Source organism: Arthrobacter sp. GAS37, assembly GCF_044908325.1.
Classification (GTDB): domain Bacteria; phylum Actinomycetota; class Actinomycetes; order Actinomycetales; family Micrococcaceae; genus Arthrobacter; species Arthrobacter ramosus.
On the sequence record NZ_JBIYDB010000003.1, the window covers coordinates 143175 to 161244 of the forward strand.

19 protein-coding genes are annotated in these 18070 nt (G+C 65.6%); 4 read left to right on the top strand and 15 right to left on the bottom strand.

Annotated elements, in window-relative coordinates; genetic code table 11:
* The first annotated feature begins 57 nt into the window (after window positions 1–57).
* A complete protein-coding gene (locus ABH924_RS04360) occupies window positions 58–1509 on the top strand; it encodes a purine-cytosine permease family protein (RefSeq protein WP_404497175.1) in 1452 nt (483 codons plus the stop codon).
* 18 nt (window positions 1510–1527) lie between these two features.
* Here the strand turns inward: ABH924_RS04360 and ABH924_RS04365 are convergent, their stop codons facing one another.
* The 3 genes from ABH924_RS04365 to ABH924_RS04375 form a co-directional block, all read right to left on the bottom strand.
* Entirely contained in the window at window positions 1528–3102 is a 1575-nt protein-coding gene (locus tag ABH924_RS04365) for an arylsulfotransferase family protein (RefSeq protein WP_404497177.1), read from the bottom strand.
* A gap of 122 nt (window positions 3103–3224) precedes the next feature.
* Window positions 3225–3635, bottom strand: coding sequence for a cupin domain-containing protein (locus tag ABH924_RS04370; protein ID WP_404497179.1), 411 nt, complete (start codon window positions 3633–3635; stop codon window positions 3225–3227).
* 102 nt (window positions 3636–3737) lie between these two features.
* Window positions 3738–4802, bottom strand: coding sequence for an NAD(P)-dependent alcohol dehydrogenase (locus tag ABH924_RS04375; protein ID WP_404497180.1), 1065 nt, complete (start codon window positions 4800–4802; stop codon window positions 3738–3740).
* Between the two features lie 101 nt (window positions 4803–4903).
* Here ABH924_RS04375 and ABH924_RS04380 point away from each other — a divergent pair, with 101 nt between their 5' ends.
* The 3 genes from ABH924_RS04380 (at window position 4904) to ABH924_RS04390 (ending at window position 8113) form a co-directional block, all read left to right on the top strand.
* Window positions 4904–5572 (top strand): TetR/AcrR family transcriptional regulator, encoded by a 669-nt coding sequence (locus ABH924_RS04380; RefSeq protein ID WP_404497182.1) that lies wholly within the window; start codon window positions 4904–4906, stop codon window positions 5570–5572.
* A gap of 7 nt (window positions 5573–5579) precedes the next feature.
* Complete coding sequence (locus ABH924_RS04385) at window positions 5580–6827, top strand: FAD-dependent oxidoreductase (protein ID WP_404497184.1); 1248 nt, start codon at window positions 5580–5582, stop codon at window positions 6825–6827.
* Between the two features lie 62 nt (window positions 6828–6889).
* Window positions 6890–8113: a hypothetical protein gene (locus tag ABH924_RS04390; protein WP_404497186.1), complete on the top strand. Its 1224-nt coding sequence runs from the start codon at window positions 6890–6892 to the stop codon at window positions 8111–8113.
* Between the two features lie 141 nt (window positions 8114–8254).
* Here ABH924_RS04390 and ABH924_RS04395 read toward each other — a convergent pair whose 3' ends face one another.
* Genes ABH924_RS04395 through ABH924_RS04450 form a run of 12 tightly spaced genes read right to left on the bottom strand, consistent with a single transcriptional unit; the run spans window position 8255 to window position 17992 of the window.
* Window positions 8255–9427, bottom strand: coding sequence for a flagellar hook protein FlgE (locus tag ABH924_RS04395; RefSeq protein WP_404497188.1), 1173 nt, complete (start codon window positions 9425–9427; stop codon window positions 8255–8257).
* Window positions 9428–9469: 42 nt separating this feature from the next.
* Window positions 9470–9895 (bottom strand): flagellar hook assembly protein FlgD, encoded by a 426-nt coding sequence (locus tag ABH924_RS04400; protein ID WP_404497190.1) that lies wholly within the window; start codon window positions 9893–9895, stop codon window positions 9470–9472.
* Window positions 9896–9911: 16 nt separating this feature from the next.
* Complete coding sequence (locus ABH924_RS04405) at window positions 9912–11240, bottom strand: flagellar hook-length control protein FliK (RefSeq protein ID WP_404497191.1); 1329 nt, start codon at window positions 11238–11240, stop codon at window positions 9912–9914.
* On the bottom strand, window positions 11240–11908 hold the full coding sequence (locus ABH924_RS04410; RefSeq protein WP_404497193.1) for a C40 family peptidase: 669 nt from the start codon (window positions 11906–11908) through the stop codon (window positions 11240–11242). Before ABH924_RS04410 ends, ABH924_RS04405 begins: the two co-directional genes overlap by 1 nt.
* Window positions 11905–12330 carry a flagellar export protein FliJ gene (gene fliJ, locus ABH924_RS04415; RefSeq protein ID WP_234751461.1) on the bottom strand — a complete coding sequence of 142 codons (426 nt, stop codon included), beginning with the start codon at window positions 12328–12330 and terminating at the stop codon, window positions 11905–11907. Before fliJ ends, ABH924_RS04410 begins: the two co-directional genes overlap by 4 nt.
* Window positions 12327–13658 carry a FliI/YscN family ATPase gene (locus ABH924_RS04420; RefSeq protein WP_404497195.1) on the bottom strand — a complete coding sequence of 444 codons (1332 nt, stop codon included), beginning with the start codon at window positions 13656–13658 and terminating at the stop codon, window positions 12327–12329. Before ABH924_RS04420 ends, fliJ begins: the two co-directional genes overlap by 4 nt.
* Entirely contained in the window at window positions 13655–14269 is a 615-nt protein-coding gene (locus ABH924_RS04425; protein ID WP_404497197.1) for a FliH/SctL family protein, read from the bottom strand. Before ABH924_RS04425 ends, ABH924_RS04420 begins: the two co-directional genes overlap by 4 nt.
* A complete protein-coding gene (fliG, locus tag ABH924_RS04430; RefSeq protein ID WP_234751456.1) occupies window positions 14259–15287 on the bottom strand; it encodes a flagellar motor switch protein FliG in 1029 nt (342 codons plus the stop codon). Before fliG ends, ABH924_RS04425 begins: the two co-directional genes overlap by 11 nt.
* Window positions 15284–16918, bottom strand: a complete 1635-nt coding sequence (gene fliF, locus ABH924_RS04435; protein WP_404497199.1) for a flagellar basal-body MS-ring/collar protein FliF — start codon at window positions 16916–16918, stop codon at window positions 15284–15286. Before fliF ends, fliG begins: the two co-directional genes overlap by 4 nt.
* The gene (gene fliE, locus ABH924_RS04440; protein ID WP_234751454.1) at window positions 16918–17259 is read right to left on the bottom strand and encodes a flagellar hook-basal body complex protein FliE; all 342 of its coding nucleotides are present in this window, start codon (window positions 17257–17259) and stop codon (window positions 16918–16920) included. The genes fliF and fliE overlap by 1 nt, the downstream gene beginning before the upstream one ends.
* Complete coding sequence (locus ABH924_RS04445) at window positions 17259–17651, bottom strand: flagellar basal body rod protein FlgC (protein ID WP_234751453.1); 393 nt, start codon at window positions 17649–17651, stop codon at window positions 17259–17261. The genes fliE and ABH924_RS04445 overlap by 1 nt, the downstream gene beginning before the upstream one ends.
* Window positions 17651–17992 carry a flagellar basal body rod protein FlgB gene (locus ABH924_RS04450; protein WP_234751452.1) on the bottom strand — a complete coding sequence of 114 codons (342 nt, stop codon included), beginning with the start codon at window positions 17990–17992 and terminating at the stop codon, window positions 17651–17653. Before ABH924_RS04450 ends, ABH924_RS04445 begins: the two co-directional genes overlap by 1 nt.
* Window positions 17993–18070: the final 78 nt, after the last annotated feature.

Sequence of the window (18070 nt, forward strand, 5' to 3'; positions counted from 1 at the left end):
CCCCACTCTGTGCTAAACCAAAGTCAAGATGCACCCGCGCATCGAAGGAGATACGCCATGAGCACTACCACGGACAAAGGATCGGGCCGCGGACTGGAGGTCCGGTCGATCGACTACGTTCCATTGAACGAGCGGCACGGCAAGGTCTCGCACATCGGGCCGTTGTGGTTTGTCAGCAATGCCCAGATCGCCACCCTGGCGGTGGGGCTGATCAGCATCACCACCGGCGGCAACCTGATCTGGTCGCTGCTCGCGATCGCCATCGGGGTGCTCGTCGGCACACTGTTCATGGCGGCGCACTCCTCGCAGGGCCCCCAGCTCGGCCTGCCACAGATGATCCAGTCCCGGCCGCAGTTCGGCTATATCGGCGCCCTGCTGGTTTGGCTCTTCGCCTATCTGCAGTACGCGGGCTTCAACATCTTCAACACCATCCTGGCCGGCCAAGCCATCGCGGAGTCGGTGAACTTCGGATCCCAAAACCTGTGGTTCTGGGTGGTCACCATTCTTGCCGTCGTCATCGCCTTGTTCGGCTACGACCTCATCCACGCCTTTGAGCGCTACCTGACGTACCTGACCATCGTCATGCTGGCGCTGCTCACCATTGCAGCCGTAAAGCTGGCCATACCCGCCGGTGCATACAACCTGGCCGACTTCCATCTGGTGCCGTTCCTGGGCCAGCTGGGCGTCGCGGCCGGCTACCAGATTTCCTGGGCCATCTACGTCTCGGACTACTCCCGCTACCTTCCGCCGTCCAGCGGACGGGGCACCTTCCGATGGACGTTCTGGGGCAGCGCCCTCGGCGGCATTTGGGTGATGTTCCTGGGCGCGTACATTGGCTCCGCAGCCGGGGAGAACTTCGAAACCATCGGCTCGATCAAATCCACGGCCGACCAGCTCTTCGGCGGATTCGGTGGCATCGCGCTGTTCGTCGCCGCGTTGGGCTTGCTTTCCGTGACTGCCTTGAACATGTACGGAGGATCGCTGACCCTCATATCGTCCATCGACAGCCTGCGGCAGATCCGTCCGACGCTGAGGATCCGGATCATCACCATCTCCATCACCGCCCTCATTTCCGTGGTCCTGGCGAACCTTGCCTCTGCCGACTTCCTCGCCAACTTCAACGACTTCCTGCTGCTGGTGCTGTACTTCTTCATTCCGTGGACCGCGGTCAACCTCACCGACTACTTCATCGTCCGCAAGGGCCACTACGCCATCGCAGAGATCTTCAAGCCGGACGGGATCTACCGACGCTGGGGCTGGGCCGGCATCATCTCCTACCTCGTCGGCTTTGTGTTGATGATTCCGTTCTTCTCCGCCGGCAAGCTCTTCGTCGGATTCATAGCCCATGCCCTTGACGGCGCCGATATCTCGCTGTTTATTGGGCTCCCCGTCTCCGCTGGGCTGTATTGGCTGATGACCCGGCGTATCGACGTCGAGGCAGAGACCCGCTTGGCCAAGGCAGAAGCCGACGCCCTGGAGGCGGCCGCGCACGACCACATATTGCCGTAGCACCGTTCTAGACGGGGATCACGCGGTGGCGATGACCGTGGACGTCGCCAAAACGTTGCCGGACTTATCCAAAGCCTCGACGGCGGCCCTCGGCGCGGCGGCCACCGCCGTCGACGTTTCAAAGCCCCGACGCGGAACCGTCACTGCCTCGGACAGGGACCCTGGGCCGGCTCCGGTCAGGAACCTCCACTTGGCAACCTCGGTTGCGCCGTTCCAGCTGGTGTAAAGCTGCATGGTGGACCCATTGCCGGGCACCGCGGCCAGGTCGGGGACGGTGTCCGGCCGGCCTGTCCACGGCGCGCGGTAGGTGCGGTAAGAGGCGTCGCCCAGTCCGGTCGCCTCGAATACCGCTTTCCCATCGGGAGTGAATTCCGTAGCCGCGGGGTCCGCTCCCCAGCCCACCAGGACGTGCCCGTTGTCAAGGAACTGCAGGTTCCCTTCGGCGTCGCCCCGGTGGCCGCCCCTGCTGAACTCCTGCCTGACGACGGCGGTGCGCGCCTTTTCGTCAACGGAGAGGAGAAGCCCGCGCGACGTCCCGGTGGTGCCTTGGTTGTAATGGTTGTCGAACATGCTGATGATGCCGTTGGGCCGGCGTCGAACATCATGCTGCCAAGCGAAGACAGATTCCGGACTCATCGAGAAGTCGCCGTGTTTCCCGCCCAGACGCCAGCGGATCTTCCCATCCGAGCGGCCGATCAAATAGGCGGTGTGCGTGTGGCGGGACGAAACAAGGAGTGCGTCGCCGCTCTCGTCCACGGAATTGAGGTGGAAAGGATCGAACGCTTTGGTGGCGTCGGAACCGTCGGCCTTGGGGTTGTCGGACGGGCGCACATAGGACTCAGTCAGGTCGATGTGGTCTGAGGCTGTCCAGTCGAAGAGGATCTCGGCGGAACGGATGCCGATTTCCTGGACATGGCAATCAAACATGTAGCCCTGCGCAGGTCCGCCCACCGACGTCAGGTCGTGCTGGACGGTCGGGTAGGAGATCATCAACGCCGTCCCGGCGGGGGTGATGGTGAACTCATGCAGATCCGCTTGGAGCCCGTTGCCCGTGTTCACTTCGGCCACGGTGCGGTAGTGGACGTCCCTAACGACGCCCTTTCCTGCACCATGTCCACCGGTTCCGATTCCCGTCCAATAAGTCAGTACCGCTTGGCCTTCGAAGGCTTGCACGCGAAGGTCCGTTACGCCGGAACCTGTGGGTTCCATCCATATCGGTTCCCCGTGGTTGTCCATGATCAGCCCGTTGGTGCCGTGGCCCATCGGTCCCACGAACAGCAGTCCAGCGCCCGTAGGCCCGGTAGCCCAACTGGCAACGCGGGCAGCGGTCAAAGCGGTGGAAACGAAGCTGCGGATCGCAGGGGCGGAAGCCGTGCTGCCCGCCGACGGCGAGGGTGACGCCACCGGCGTCGGTGTGGCTGCGCTGACCGGGGCCGTGCCTCCGGGCAATACGCCTGTCCTGGCGATGCCGAGCCCGGCGAGCAATCCCGCGCCTGCCATCCCCGCACCGCCAAGGAACCCGCGCCGGCTCAACCTGAAGTGGGACTCACGGTCGTCCCGCTCACCACTCCCAGACTCCGTATTCTGCTCCACCCCCTCAGGATAGAACCGGAACACAGTGCGGAAACCGGACAGAAGCTGCAAGTTTGCTGTAAGAGGGCGGGGCGGGAACTCAGTGTGTGGTGCGGGCTGCCCGGGCGTCACGCAGAGCAGGGTTATCGGCTGGCTTTGGCGTGCGCGGCTTCGTAGTCCTGGTCGCTGACGGGTTCAAGCCACGTGGCGCTCTCCCCGTTGTCGTGCTCCACCAAAGCCAGGTGGCACATCATGTTGTCTTGGGTGGCGCCGTGCCAGTGTTCCTCGCCGGGCAGCGTGTGGACCGTGTCCCCTGCGCGCATGAGGATCACACTCCCGTCCCGGCTAGCAACGAATCCGACGCCGTCTGTGCAGTGCAAGGTCTGGCCAAGGGGGTGGGAATGCCAGTTCGTACGGGCGCCGGGGGTGAAGCGGACCATCGCCGCCACGAGACGCGAAGGGGCCTCGCCGTTGTGGAGGGAGTTGAGGTCGACATCTCCCGTGAACCTCTCCTGCGGGGCTTTGGCCGTGGGGGTAGGGGGAACGAGTTTCATCGTGTCTTCCTTTCGCTAGTGCCGTGATTGACTGATTCAAGAAAACCAGTCCCCGCGTCCGCGTGGGAGTGCCTGTTATACCGGGTACTGCCAGTGCCTGCTTCAGCCGCCTTGAGCTTCTTGGATGGTGATGGCGATTTTCCCCCGCACTTTGCCGGCGTCGAAATAGCGCATGGCGTCCGGAACCTGCTCCAGAGGATAGCTGCGGTCGACAGTCGGGGTGAGGGTTCCGGCGTCGATGAGCCCGGCAAGATATTCGAGGTCTGCAGCGCCTTGCGTCGCCATGACCATGGCGAACCGCTGACTGATGAACGGAGACAGCGCCAGGGCCCTGAATTGCCTGTGGATACTGCCCGTCCAGGAGCCGCCTTCTTCGCCGCCGGTGATAACGGCCGTGCCGGTAGGGGTGAGAGCCCGGCGGAGGCGAGCCAGGGTGGGGTTTCCGGCGATATCCAGGATCAGATCATAGTGTTCAGTGCCGTCGGCGAAGTCCTGCTTGGTGTAGTCGAGGACGTGGTCTGCGCCGAGCGAGCGCACCAGGTCCATTTTGGCTGTACTGCAAACGCCGGTGACCTCGGCCCCGGCTGCTTTGGCGAGCTGAACAGCGTAACTGCCTACTCCGCCCGAGGCGCCAAGGATCAGCACCTTCTGTCCCGGCGCTACCTGGCCCGCGGCGCGAAGAGCCTGCAGCGCAGTGCAGGCGGAAACCGGGACCACCGAGGCCTGTTCGAAACTGATGTTCGCCGGTTTGAGCGCGAGCTGGCTTTCGCGGGCCGTCGCGTACTCGGCGAAAGCGCCCTTCCCGACCCCGAAGACGTGGTCCCCGACGGCGAACCGGGTCACTGCCGCTCCGACCGCCATGACCGTGCCTGCCGGGTCCAGCCCGGGGACGGGGTTTTTCGGGGCGCGGATGCCGAAGGCCAGGCGCAGCGCGTAGGGCAGGCCCCGGGTTACATGCCAGGTCCCCCGGTCGAGGCCCGCAGCGTGGACCCGAACCAGCACCTCGTTTTCGGCAATCTTCGGCGTGGGAATCTGCGCCATGTGCAGGACGTCGGCGGAGCCGTAAGCCTCCTGCACGATGGCCCGCATCGTGCCGGACGCATGCGGCTGCGCCGCGGGCGAGCCGCCCGAAATCGGAGTCTCCGCAGCATGCTGACCAGAGGTCATGGCCGTTCCTTTCCAGTCAATGGGGTGCGTAGCTTTTCGTACGCTGTACTAAAAGAGATTATCGTACAATGTACTAAACCGCTAGAGCCCAAGGAGTCCCGATGCCGGACACTGCACAGCCCCTCCCCCGGCGGCGCCTTCCGCTGAGCCGCGAAAGGGTGCTCGGCTGCGCTGTGGATCTCGCCGACGAGTCCGGAATCGCAGCGCTGACCATCCGCTCGCTCGCCCAAAGCATGGAAACCAAGCCCATGTCGCTCTACTACTACGTGGCCAATAAGGATGAGATTCTGGATGGCATCGTGGACATGGTCTTCAGCGAAATCGAACTTCCCTCCCCCGCGGGCGACTGGCGGGAGGAAATGTACCGACGGGCCCACGCGGTGCGCAGCGCGCTCAAACGCCATCCGTGGGCAGTCGGGCTGCTGGAAAGCCGTTCATCCCCGGGCGAAGCCAACCTGCGCCACCACGAAGCGACGCTGGCGACTTTGAGGGCAGCAGGCTTTTCCGTTCAGATGACAGCCCATGCCTACGCCCTGCTCGACAGTTACATCTACGGATTCGCGCTACAGGAAGCCGCCCTGCCTTTTGACGGCCGGGACACCGCCACTGAGATCACAGCGCCGATCGTTGAACGCTTTTCGACCGGGCAATACCCCCACATGATCGAGATCGCCACCGAACACGTCCTCAAGCCCGGCTACGATTTCGGGGACGAATTCGACTTCGGGCTAAACCTCATCCTCGACGGCCTCAGCCGCTCGATGGGGTGAGCTAGAGATGCCCAGCGAATCCGAAACCACACCCGGTCCCGGCCCACGTTCTTGGGACACGCGCTGTTGTGTGGTCGGTGGCGGGCCGGCCGGCATGATGCTTGGCTATCTGCTGGCCCGCGCGGGAGTCGAGGTGACAGTGCTTGAGAAGCACGCCGATTTCTTCCGCGACTTCCGGGGCGACACCATCCATCCGGCGACCACCGACGTACTGGCCGAACTGGGTTTGCTGGAAGAGTTTCTGCGCCTGCCGCACACAGAGATACCGGAACTGCGCCTCGGCATCGACGGACAGACCTTCGGGCTGGTGGACTTCCGGCACCTGCCCACCCGCTGCAAGTTCATGGCGTTCATGCCGCAGTGGGACTTCCTGAACTTTCTGGCCGCCCAGGCCAGGCAATACCCCGCCTTCCGACTGGAAATGAGCACCGAGGCAACCGGCCTGCTGCGCCGCGGCGAGCAAGTGATCGGCGTACGCGCGCGCACCGCCCAAGGCGATGTGGAGATCCGCGCAGATCTCACGGTTGCGTGTGACGGCCGGTTCTCCGTTATCCGGGAACACGCGGACCTGCCTGTTCGGGAGTTCGCGATGCCGATCGACGTGTTGTGGTTCCGCGTGCCACGCAGCCAGGATGCGCCGCCGACCCTGGGCTACCTCGGCGGCGGGCAGATCGTGCTCGCCATCGACCGCGGCGACTACTGGCAGTGCGGCACGATCATCGGAAAAGGAACACTCACGCAGGTTCAGGCCGCGGGCCTGGCCGCGTTCCGAGACCGGGTGGCACATGCCGCACCCTTCCTGGCCGCCGGCCTGGCCGCGCTGACCGACTGGGACCAGATCAAGCTGCTCTCGGTGCGCTCCAATCGGCTGCGCCGCTGGTACCAGCCCGGCCTGTTATGTATCGGCGACGCCGCGCACGCCATGTCACCGGCCGGCGCCGCCGGGGTGAATTACGCGATCGCCGACGCCGTCGCCACGGCCAATCACCTCGCAGTACCGCTGCAAAGGGGCACCATCGCCGTCGCGGACCTCCAGCGCCTGCAACGACGACGCGAACCCGCGGTACGTCTTGCACAGGCCTTGCAGCGACAGCAGACCCGCCAGCTCGCTCGCCTCGCCCAAACAAGCCCACCGATCCAACTCATGCGGCTCATCAGCCACATGCCACCGGTCAAACGTCTACTGGGCCGCATCGTCGGCCTTGGCTTCCGCCGCGAACACATCCACAGTCCTCGTCACACCAACCACCGGTAATCCAACGGTGAATCTCCGCTCCGCGGAGGCCCCTGAAACCACGGGGGGTGCATGTGACGTGGGTGACAAGAGTAGTGATTGGTGCGTTGTTGCTATTGCTGAGTGCGGTCTCGGCAACGGCGCCGGCGGCAGTTGCCCAACCATCTCCGTCCGCCAATTGGCATGCGGAGAGGGTCTGCGCCGATGTCCCAAGCGGCGCTGCGTCGTGTTTTGCGCTCAAATACGTCGATGATTCGACGGCCCCGGCCAAGGCGCTGGCGCAAGGAGGACAAGCCAAGCCCGCTTCGAGCACGCCGCCCGCCACCGGCAAGACCCCAGCGGATATACAGAGCGCCTACAACATCGCTGGCCTCAAGTCCGGCGGCCGGACCGTCGCAATCGTAGATGCCTATGGGTATCCGAACCTTGAACGCGATCTCGGCGTCTACCGCTCACAGTTCGGTCTTCCGGCATGCACGGTCAGCAACGGCTGCCTCACCATCAAGGACCAAAACGGCGGCAGCAAGCTTCCCAGGTTCAATTCCGGATGGGCCGACGAAACCGCCCTCGACGTCGATGCCGTCTCGGCAGCGTGCCCGGACTGCAAGATCCTCGTTGTGCAGGCTACAACGGCCAGCATCAGCGATCTTGGTACAGCCGTGGCAACGGCCGCCAAACAACCAGGCGTCGCGGCGATTTCCAACAGCTACGGCGGCGGGGATTCCTCAGACTCCAGCTACGGCGCCTACTACAACCACCCGGGCATCGCCGTAACGGCGTCAACCGGTGACAACGGGTACTCCGGCTCGTCCTACCCCGCTTCCTCGAGTTACGTCACCGCGGTGGGAGGCACATCGTTGGTCAAGAACACCAGCACACGCGGGTGGGGCGAGTCTGCCTGGTCCGGCTCGGGATCCGGATGCTCAAGTGTCAATGCCGCGTTGCCGGCAGCAGCTACGTTCGGCACGGGATGCGGCAAGCGCGCCTCTGCGAACGTCGCCGCCGTCGCAGATCCGCAGACCGGATTGGCGGTCTATGCGCCGAGCAGCAGTACCACCTCGTCGTGGGCCCAGTATGGAGGCACGAGCTTGTCCTCACCGCTGATCGCAGCCATGTATGCGCTTTCCGGAAACTCCGGCAGCTCCACGGCGCTGGCCAACTCCCTCCCGTACACAAACTCCGGGAAATTCAATGACGTCGCCTCGGGTTCGACGGGCACTTGCTCCACGAGCCAATGGTGCCTGTCCGGTACCGGATGGGACGGACCCACGGGCGTCGGCACTCCGAACGGGGTCGCCGGCCTCTAAGTTGTGCAGCAATGACTGAAGGGCAGCGTCACGCCGAGCAGGTTTTCGGCGCCACCAACGGACCGCAAGCCCGGGATTCCGCGGCTTTGGCGGAGTTCGGGCGCCAAAAAAGTGCGTGGCGTGACGCCGGCCCGGCAAGCGCTAGTGCTTCAGGTTCGTCAGCTCCTGCAGAACCTCATCCGACGTCGTGATGATGCGGGCGTTCGCCTGGAAGCCGCGCTGGGCCACGATCAGGTTGGTGAATTCCTGGGAGAGATCCACGTTGGACATCTCCAAGGCTCCGGCAGTCAAGGTGCCGAGTCCGGCGTCGCCCGGCGCGCCCAACTGGGTGGCGCCGGAGTTGGCGGTGGCCACGTACGTCGAGCTACCGGCTTTCTCGAGGCCGCCGGGGTTGGTGAAGCGGGCGAGGGCCACGCGTGCCAGAACCTGCTTGGCACCGTTGCTGAACGAGCCGATGAGCGAGCCGTCGCCGCCGAGAGTGAAGGACTCCAGCTTGCCTGCCTCGGATCCGTTCTGGCTGCCGACCGTGAGCGTGCTCATGGCGGCGAAGCCGGTAACAGTGGACATGTCCACTGTTATGCCGCCGACGGTCATGGCACCGCCCGAGGTCAGCGCGCCGTTCGCGAACGTAAGTGTCGAGTTGCCTATGGCGCCGTTCGCATCTGCCCCGGCCACATCCCAGCCGCCCGCAGATCGGCTGAACGTCAGCGTCAGGCTGCGGGAGGCGCCGTCGGCGCCGAAGATCTTGACCTGGCGCTCGACGCTGGTCCCCACGGCTACGTCGGACGGCAGATTGCCGTCCAGCGAGGCCTTGGTGGTGGCGACGGCGGCCGACGTCGTGTTGGGCGAGAGTGCGATCGGGCCAACGGGACCTCCCAGGTTCACCGCACCGTTGGCTGCCGACCAGCCCTGCAGGATGCCGCCGTCGGGGCTTACGAGGCGGCCGGCCGCGTCCATGTCGAAGGCACCGGCGCGGGTGTAGAGCTGCTGGCCGGCCTTGCTCGTGATGAAGAACCCGTCGCCGGAGATCATCATGTCAGTGGCTCGCCCGGTGTTCTGCGATGAACCCTGGCTGAAGTTGGTGCTGACTCCCGCGACGCGCACCCCGAGGCCGATTTGGGCGGGGTTGGTGCCACCGGTTTCGGCCTGCGGGGCGCCCGCGCCCTGGGTCATTTGCGACAGCGTGTCCTGGAACTGGGTGGAGGAAGCCTTGAAGCCGGCCGTGTTCACGTTGGCGATGTTGTTTCCCGTGACGTCCAGCATCGCCTGGTGGGCACGGAGGCCGGAGATTCCGGAGTACAGCGAACGAAGCATGGTGTTGCCTTTCTTCGGGTGGTTCGGGGAGATTGTGGAGCGTCAGGCGGCGGGCGAGGATGTTGCCGTCATCCCGCTGATCGAATCGAGCGGAACGTTCACTCCCCCGACCGCCACAGTGGGGGTTCCGGCCGCAAAGGAAACCGAGCTCGCGACGCCCGATCCCTTCGTCCCGTCCGCGAGCGCGTAGCTGACGTTGTGGCCGATGATTTGTGCCGCAGCACTGCGCATCTGGAGCGAAAAGCTCTCCTTGGCGTCGGTGGTGAGCTCCGTCATTTTCTCCATCATGGACAGCTGCACGGTCTGGCTCATCATCTGGTTGGTGTCCATGGGGGCGCTCGGGTCCTGGTTTTTCAGTTGTGTCACCAGCAGGGACATGAACATGCTCGAGTCCATGGTCTGCGCGGGTTTGGGCGCGGTGGTTCCAGGCTGGACTCCGCTGCTTGCCGCGATGGCTTGGATGGTCACTATTGGCTCTCCTTTATCAGACGAGAATGTCCAGGCTGCTGGTACTGCTTCGGGGAAGTACGACGGCGGTCCGCGGCAGGCGAACCGACTCGCCGTCGCTGCCCCGTGGGAAGGCAGGGCTTTCCGCCGGGCGCCGGTCCCGGGGGTCCGAGCCGCCCGCACCGGCATCGGCGGGAGCGTTGCGTTCGGACAGGTCGAGGCTGGCGCCGAAGCCTGATTCCCCGAGTTCCCGCCGTAGTTCCGGCAGGATGCTGCGGACAGCCTCACGGCCGGCGTCTCCGGGGGCGAACAATTCGATCCGCACCCCTGCGCCCTCGATATGCGCCCGGACCGTCAGCGGACCGAGGTCTTCCGGGGACAGCTTCAAGGTCATGACGTGCGCGCCGGGCGCTGCCGATGCCAGCGAGAACAGCGGCCCGGACACTTGGGGCAGCAGTTTCGCCGGGTCTGCCTGGGGTGTGGGCGTTGCCATGCCTGGCGGGGCTGTCGAAGCGGCTTGTTGGAGTGGCGACGCGGGCTGCACCAGCCCCGGAATTCCGGCCTGAATCCCCGCGGGAAGCCCGGGTATCGGGGCGCCCGGGGCGCCCTGCCCGAGGACCGGCTGCGGATCCTGTTGCGTCGCGGGTTTCCCGGCGAGACGTACGACGGCGGTGCCGGACTCGTGTGATCGGGCTGCGGTCACGTTGACCCTGGGTTCGAGGCCAGGGGGCAGCGGGTTGGCAGGCAGCGGGCTGGTCGGAATCGGACCAGGCTGGGGTGAGCTTTGACCAGGGTTCCCGACCAGCGCAGCCCGCACAGTGGGAGTAGGGATCACGGGCGCCGGGGAGGAAGTAACAGCCGGCGCCGCCTGAGTGCTGCCCGCAGGCATCCCAACGACAAGACTTGCTGTTTCCGAGGTGCCTGCAATCGTTTTGGCTGGGGCCGTACCGTCAACGACACCTTCTTTGACCGGCACAGCAACGCCCGGTCCGCTCGCCTGCAAAGCAGCGGTCTCCGGGGCGACTCCGGCCATCGCGAGTCCGCCCACAACAGCGGCCACCGCACTGGCCGCACCCACCGCACCCACCGCGCCCAAAGTGTCAGCCGCATCAACCGTGTCCTTGGCGACCTTCGACCCTTCCGGTTTGGCGGCTCGGGCGATCGTCCCGGGACCGTCGGCGGCAGGCTTTCCCTGAGCGCCGCCGTCGGGCGCTTGCTGTGTGGTCCCATCGGAGGTCTTCGAGTCGGACGCCAGCACGCCGTTCATCACGGCCTCAAAACCGGCGGCGGCGCCAGGCTGCGGCACAGTTGGAGAGCCGGGAACGGCCGGACGCGGAGAGGCCGCACCCGCCGGAGGCAACTGCATCACGAGCCTCCCGCGGGGACAATGCGGCGGATGGCGGTCAGATTGGACTGCTGTTCCCACGCATCGCGGATCTGGATGGTCTGGCCGGGCACGGGCGCATCGATCGCTTTGCCATTACCGAGGTAGATGGAGATGTGTTCGCCGCCGAAACTGACCAGCAGGTCGCCGGGCTTGGCTTGGGCCAAGGACGCCACGGGGGTGCCTTGCCGCATCTGGTCGCTGACGACGCGCGGCAGGTCGACGCCAAGGTCCTTGAAGACGCGCTGCACGAAGCCGGAGCAATCCATGCCCACTGCCGGGTTCGTGCCGCCCCAAACGTAGGGCACACCCACGTATTTCTTGGCGTCGGCCACTACGGCATCGCCCGTGACAGCGCCAGTGCCGGCACCCGAAAGCGCCCCCGTGCCCGCGGTACCGGAGAGGCCCGAGAGGGCGGTAGTGCCGTCGAGCCCCGAAGAAGAAGCAAGCTGGCCCACGTCAGGCGTCGTCGAGCCCCCGACGGCGGAGCTCAACGCCTGTGCGAAGGACGCCGCGTCCGGGGAAGAAGCGGTGCCCGCGGAAGGGTCTGCTGTCCCGCTGGTCGCGGTCTGTGGGCGGACGCCTTGGCTCAGTTGCTGCAACATCGACTCGATGCTCTGGATGCGGCCGATGGCCTCGGTCATGCTCATGAGGTGGCCTTCCGGTGCCAAGCGGAGGACGCGATCTCGTCCAGGACCCCTTGCTCGGCGCGTAGCGCGGAAGCCTCGAAGGCGGCTCCATGGCGGGTTTCGAGCTTCTCGAGTCCTACGGCGCGACGCTTGGCTTCGGTGTATTCCGCGCGGGCCTCTGCGGCTTCGGCCTCCGCACTGGCGGCCAAGGCGTCAAGCTCGGCCAACATGCTTTGCGCGGACGCGCGGGAGGCCGCGATGGCCAAGAGCGACGCGGAGCTTCCAGCAGCTCCGGCGGACTCGGCCAGCTCCTCCCGGGCCGTAGCCCGGCGGGATCGCAAGGATGCGGTCCGGGAGTTGGCGCGGGCCAGTCCACTGGCGGCGGCGTCCTGCTGTGTCTGGCGCAGGCGCAACAGCCCGGCCAGGGAGAATTGACGGTTCACGCGGCTCCTTCGAGGCTTGCTGAGAGGCGGAAGAGCTCCGGCCACGACTCGCTGTATGGTGTGGATTCGTCCATGCTCTGTTGCAGGAATCCATTGATGGCGGCTTCGTGGTCCAGTGCCGCGTCAACCAAGCGATTGCTGCCACGGTGGTAAGCGCCGACGTCGATCAGGTCCTGGGCGCTGCGCCGCGCGGCGAGGACCTTGCGCAAGGAGGCCGCGAGCGCGATGCGATCAGCGGAGTTGACCTTGGAGGCCACACGGGACACCGATCCAAGCACGTCCACCGAGGGAAAGTGCCCCGTGACGGCGAGCTTCCGGTCCAGGACCACGTGCCCGTCCAGGATCGAGCGGGCGGCGTCGGCAATCGGTTCGTTGTGGTCATCGCCGTCCACGAGCACCGTGTAGATACCTGTCACGGATCCGGTTTCGGCGGTCCCGGCGCGTTCCAGGAGCCGGGCCAGCACGGAAAAGGTCGACGGCGGGTAGCCGCGGGTGGCGGGCGGCTCACCGGCGGACAGGCCGATTTCGCGCTGGGCCATGGCTACGCGGGTGAGCGAATCCATCATGAGCACCACGTCCTGGCCGGCTTCGCGGAACGATTCGGCAATCCGGGTGGCCGTGACGGCGGCGCGCAGGCGCATGAGGGCAGGCTCATCGGACGTGGCAACAACCACCACGGAGCGGGCCAGGCCTTCGGGGCCCAGGTCGTCTTCCAGGAACTCGCGCACTTCACGTCCGCGCTCCCCCACCAAGGCAATCACGGACACTTCGGCGTCCGTGCCGCGGGCGATCATGGACAGCAGGGAGGACTTTCCGACGCCCGAGCCGGCGAACAGCCCCATGCGCTGGCCGCGGCCAAGAGTAGCCATGGTGTCCAGGACGCGGACGCCGGTCTGCAGCGGGGTGTCCACCCGGGCGCGGTGCATGGCCGACGGCGTTTCATTGTCGAGAGGGACCTTGGGGCTTGCGGGCAAGGGGCCTTTGCCGTCGATCGGACGCCCGAGCCCATCCAAGACGCGCCCGAAGAGGCCGCGGCCGGTAGGGACCAGGATCGGAGCGCCCTTGGAACGTGCGAGGTCTCCCGCGGCCACTCCGGTCAACCGTCCCAGCGGCATGCATCGCACGGCCCCACTGATCGAGGCGACCACTTCGGCGTCGAGCCCTGGCGCCTCGCCCACGGTCACCAGATCCCCCACCGCGCAGTCCAACCCGGAGACCTCCAGGCCGAGGCCCAGCACGGACGTCACGGTACCTACGCGCTGCGGTGCCGCGGCGGCGAGGGCTGCGCGGAAACGGCCCGCGTGCGGCCGGTATTCGGTAATGCTCATGCGTCGTTCCCCAGCAAGGCTGCCTTGGCCCTGTCCACAGCGGTGCTGAGCCGGGCGTCGAGCCAACCCTGCGGATATTCCGCGATCGCATCGCCGGGGTTCAGTGCGGCATCGGCCTTGAGTTCGACGCCGGCCACGCTCCCGACGTCGACGGCGTCCAGCGCGGCAAGGTCCGCCGGGTGGAGGCGCACGGCGGTCACGGTTTCCACTCCGGACACGGCACCAAAGGCACGGGCCAACGCGGCGCGGGCGGTGTTCCCGCCGTCGTTGAGTTCGTAGCCCAGGAGGGCTTCGGCAAGCTCCATCGCGCTGGCTGCCAACACGTCCTGTGCTTCCTCCAACACAGCGCCGCGGCGCTGCTGGGACGCGGTGGCGGCAGCTTCGAGCACGCGGACAGCTTGCGCCACAGCCAGGCGTCCGGCGTCGAGCATTGCGCGGTGTTCGGCGTGAAACTGTTCGCGCAGACGGCGCAGTTCCGCAGCTGCAGCCTGGATCCCGGCTGCGTAACCTGACGCGTGTCCTTGGGTGTAGCCCCGGTCCTCCTTGCGCGATCGCGCGGCCGGCTGGATGTCCGGAAAGACCACCCGCTGGAGTTCAGCCTCAGTAGACATAGTCGTCTTCTTCGCCGCGCCGGACGACGATGGCGCCTTCGGCTTCCAGCTCACGGATGGAACGGACAATTTCTGCCCGGGCCTCTTCAACCTGGGAGGCGCGCACCGGCCCGGCGGAAGCCATCTCGGCTTCCAGGATTTCGAGGTTGCGGCCGGACACGTTGGTGCGTACGGCCTCGAGCACCACTGCTGGGGCACCCTTCATGGCGACAGCGAGCACTTCGGCATTGACGCCACGCAGGATCTGCTGGATGTCGCGGCGTTCCAATTTCACGATGTCCACGAAGGTCAGCATCCGGGCGCGCACTTCCGTGGCCAGCTCCGGATCGAGCGTTTCCAAGCCTTCCAGCACGGAGCGTTCGGTGTTGATGTCGGAGCGGTTGATGATGTCAACGAGGGGCTGGATGCCCCCGACAATTTCGCTCGACTTCCTTTGCGACATGACGGCCCCGGCGCGAACCTTGAGGGTCTCGGCCACGATGCCCACGGCCTCCGGCGACGCCATTCCCATCGTGGCGATGCAACGGGCCACCTCGCTCCGCTGCACGTCGCCCAGGCCGGCCATGACAGCGGAAGCCTTGCCCGGCCGCAAATGAGCCAGGATCAAGGCAATGGTCTGCGGCATCTCGCCGTCGATGAGGGCCAGGAGCTGGCCGGAATCCATCATTTCCAGGAATTCGAAGGACTTCCCGGCCATGGTGGACGCGAGACGGTCCATGAAACCGGCCGCTTTGTCCGCGCCGAAGGACGCTTCCAGGAGGCCGACGGCGAATTCCTGGCCGCCGCGGGCCGTGCGGCGTCCGCTAACGGCAAGGTCGTGGAACTCGGTCATGACGCGGTCCGCCACGGATGAGGAGACGCGGCGCAAGCGCACGATCTCGGCGGCGATGTCCTCGGCCTCGGACTCGGAGAACTGGGTCATGACGGAAGCTGCGCTGCCCGGGCTCATCTGCATCAGCACCACGGCCACCTTCTGGGCACCGGTCAAGCCGCTTACGTCCAACTCCCCGGCCCTCATACCGACTGCCTTTCATCCATGAGCCCACGCAGGTAATCGGCGGTCCGGGCCGGGTTCTCGGCAACCATGGCCTCAATCTGGGCCCGCCGCCGCTCGCCGTCGAGAGCCTCGGCGCCTGGTATCGGCAACGCATGCATCGGCAACGCCGGAACGGGATGCACTGGCGGCAGTTCGATCGCCGTCGTGGCTGGCGGTCCTTCGAGCGCCGGTGTGGAGACGGCTTGGGGCAGCATTTCGTAGTCAAGCCGTTCGCCAAGGTCAACCGGTTCGCGGCGCTGCCGGCGCCGCAGGAGGATCAGCATAAGCACAATCAGCGCTACCACTGCCAGCAGGATGCTGCCGGCCAGGATGAGCGTGTTCATCAAATCCGACTGCTGCTTGGCGTCGGCTTGCGCTTTGGCCGCGCCCAGTGCTTGAGCCGCCGCGTCTGCAGCCGATGTACTGAAGGGCAGCACTTCAACCGTCACTACGTCGCCGCGGGTGGGGTCGACGCCGGCCGCGGAAGTGACGAGTGCCTTGACGGAGTTGACGTTGAGTCCCGCCGCCGCCGACTGGTTGATGGCCACTGAGATGGTCTGGCGTTTCACGGCGCCTTGCGGAATAGTGCGGTCTTCCGTGACCTTGTTGACGGCGTTGTTCTTGGTGGTGTCGCTGGAGTCGAAGGTTCCATTGCCGTTGGTTCCGCCCGGCACGGCAATGTTGTCCGGACCAAGGACACCGGAGGCGCCGCCGCCGGTTCCCGTGTACTTCTCGGTCTTGGTGGTCTCGCTCAGCGGAGCGGCATCCTTGGCTGTGGAGAACGTCTCGCTGCGCTGCTGCGCGGACTCGGCGGTCACGTCGGCGGCGACGGCGACGGTGGCGTTGCCCGGTCCCACTACCCTGTCCAGCACGGCCTTCACCGAGTCGGACGTGCGCTGTTGGTAGTCGGCGGCTTGCTTGGACGCGGAACCAGTGGCTCCCCCTCCCACAGTGGAGAGGACGTTGCCTTGGGAATCCACCACGGTCACGTTGGTCGGCTTCAGGTTTTCGATCGCGGCGGACGTCAAGTGCACAATCGCCTGGACCTTATCGGCAGACAGGGTGACACCCGGCTGCGTTTCCACGAACACGGATGCCGTGGCGTCGGGAGCCTTGTCAACGAACACTGTTTTGGCCGGAATGGCCAACTGCACGGCCGCTGTCTTCACTCCGTCCATGGCCTGGATGGTGGTGGCGAGTTCGCCCTCGAGCGCGCGCTTGTAGGTTACCGACTGCTGGAACTCGGACGAGGTCACGCCAAGCTTGTCGAGCAGTGAATAGCCGGTGGCCGCGGCCGCCGGAAGGCCCGCGGCTGCCGCTTTCAGCCGTTCATCGTTGACCTTGTCATCGGGAACCAGGATGGTGGAACCGCCGTTGCTGAGCTCGTACGGGACATTGTCCTTACGTAGCTGCTCCACGATCCCGTTGGCGTCCGTGTCCTTCAACCCGGAGAACAAAGGCGAGTAGGACGGCTTGCCCAACCACGCTGACAGGGCTACTCCGCCGAGCACCAGAACGGCGATGCCGATGATGGCGATGGTGCGCTGCCCGGCAGTGAACCCCTTGAATTCATCGCCCATCTTGCGGAAGAAGGCGGCAATCTGTGGAGGCATCAGGCCTGCATCCTCATGATCTCGTTGAACGCGTCAACGCCCTTGTTCCGTACCGTGGAGACAAGCTCCATGGTGATCTGGGCGCGGGTGGCAGCGATCGTCGCCTTGTGGATGTCGTCAAGGTTGCCCGTCACCGCTGATACTGCCAGCTGGTTCGACGTCGATTGCAGGGACTGGAGGTTGTCCACGGCACCGGTCAGCGCCGTCGCAAAGCCGTTGCTTCCCGCCGCCCCGGCGGTTCCGCTGACGTTGCCGGTGCCGCCCAGGTACCCGGTGCCGGTGACGCCCTGCACGGAAAGCCCCCCGCCGCCTTGAATTGCGCCGATCGGGTCCAAAGCCATCAGGATTTTCCTATCTCAAGCGCTGCCTGGTAAGTCTCACGGGCGCGGTCCACCACTTGGGCGTTGGCCTGGTAGCCGCGTTGCGCCACAATCAGGGCACCCATCTGTTCGGCGAGGTCGATGTCCGGGTAACGGACATAGCCCTGGGCATCGGCAAGCGGATGGTCAGGCTGGTACACGAGCCTGCCGGTTGCGCTGCCTTGGGGGGTGCTCTTGACGTACACGCCGTTTCCGTCGCTGCCCTCGGCGGCTTCGACGTAGCGGGCTTGGAACGCCTTGCCGCTGGTGCGCGTGACGGTATTCATGTTGGCCAGGTTGTCGGAAACGGCGTCGAGCCATTTGCGGTGGACAGTCAGCGCGGAGCCGGCAATCCCGATCGCGTCGAAAGTCATCAGCTGGTCCTCATGGCCGTGCGGAGTGCGGTGAATTGCTCGCCGATGGCCCGGGAGGCGAACTGGTAGCGCAAGACGGTGTCCACATTCGAGAGGGTTTCGGTGTCCAGGTTCACGTTGTTGCCGTTGAGCTGGGTGGGTTCCTGGGAGGTAGTGACTGTGGGCGCGGCCTGCCCGTCTCCGGCGCTCACCGAGGCCGCAAGTGCGTCTTCGAACTGGACCCTTTTGGCGTGGTAGTTCGGCGTGTTGATGTTGGCGATGTTGTTGGCAATGGTGCGCTGGCGCAATGAGAGCCCGTCCAGGGCGCTACCAAGGGCAACAGAAGTCACTGACTCGAACACGACGGCCTGCCTTCGCGAATAGTATGAAGAGGCCGATCCGTGGCCGTGCATCGAGCATCCCTGCTCAACTTCCACCAT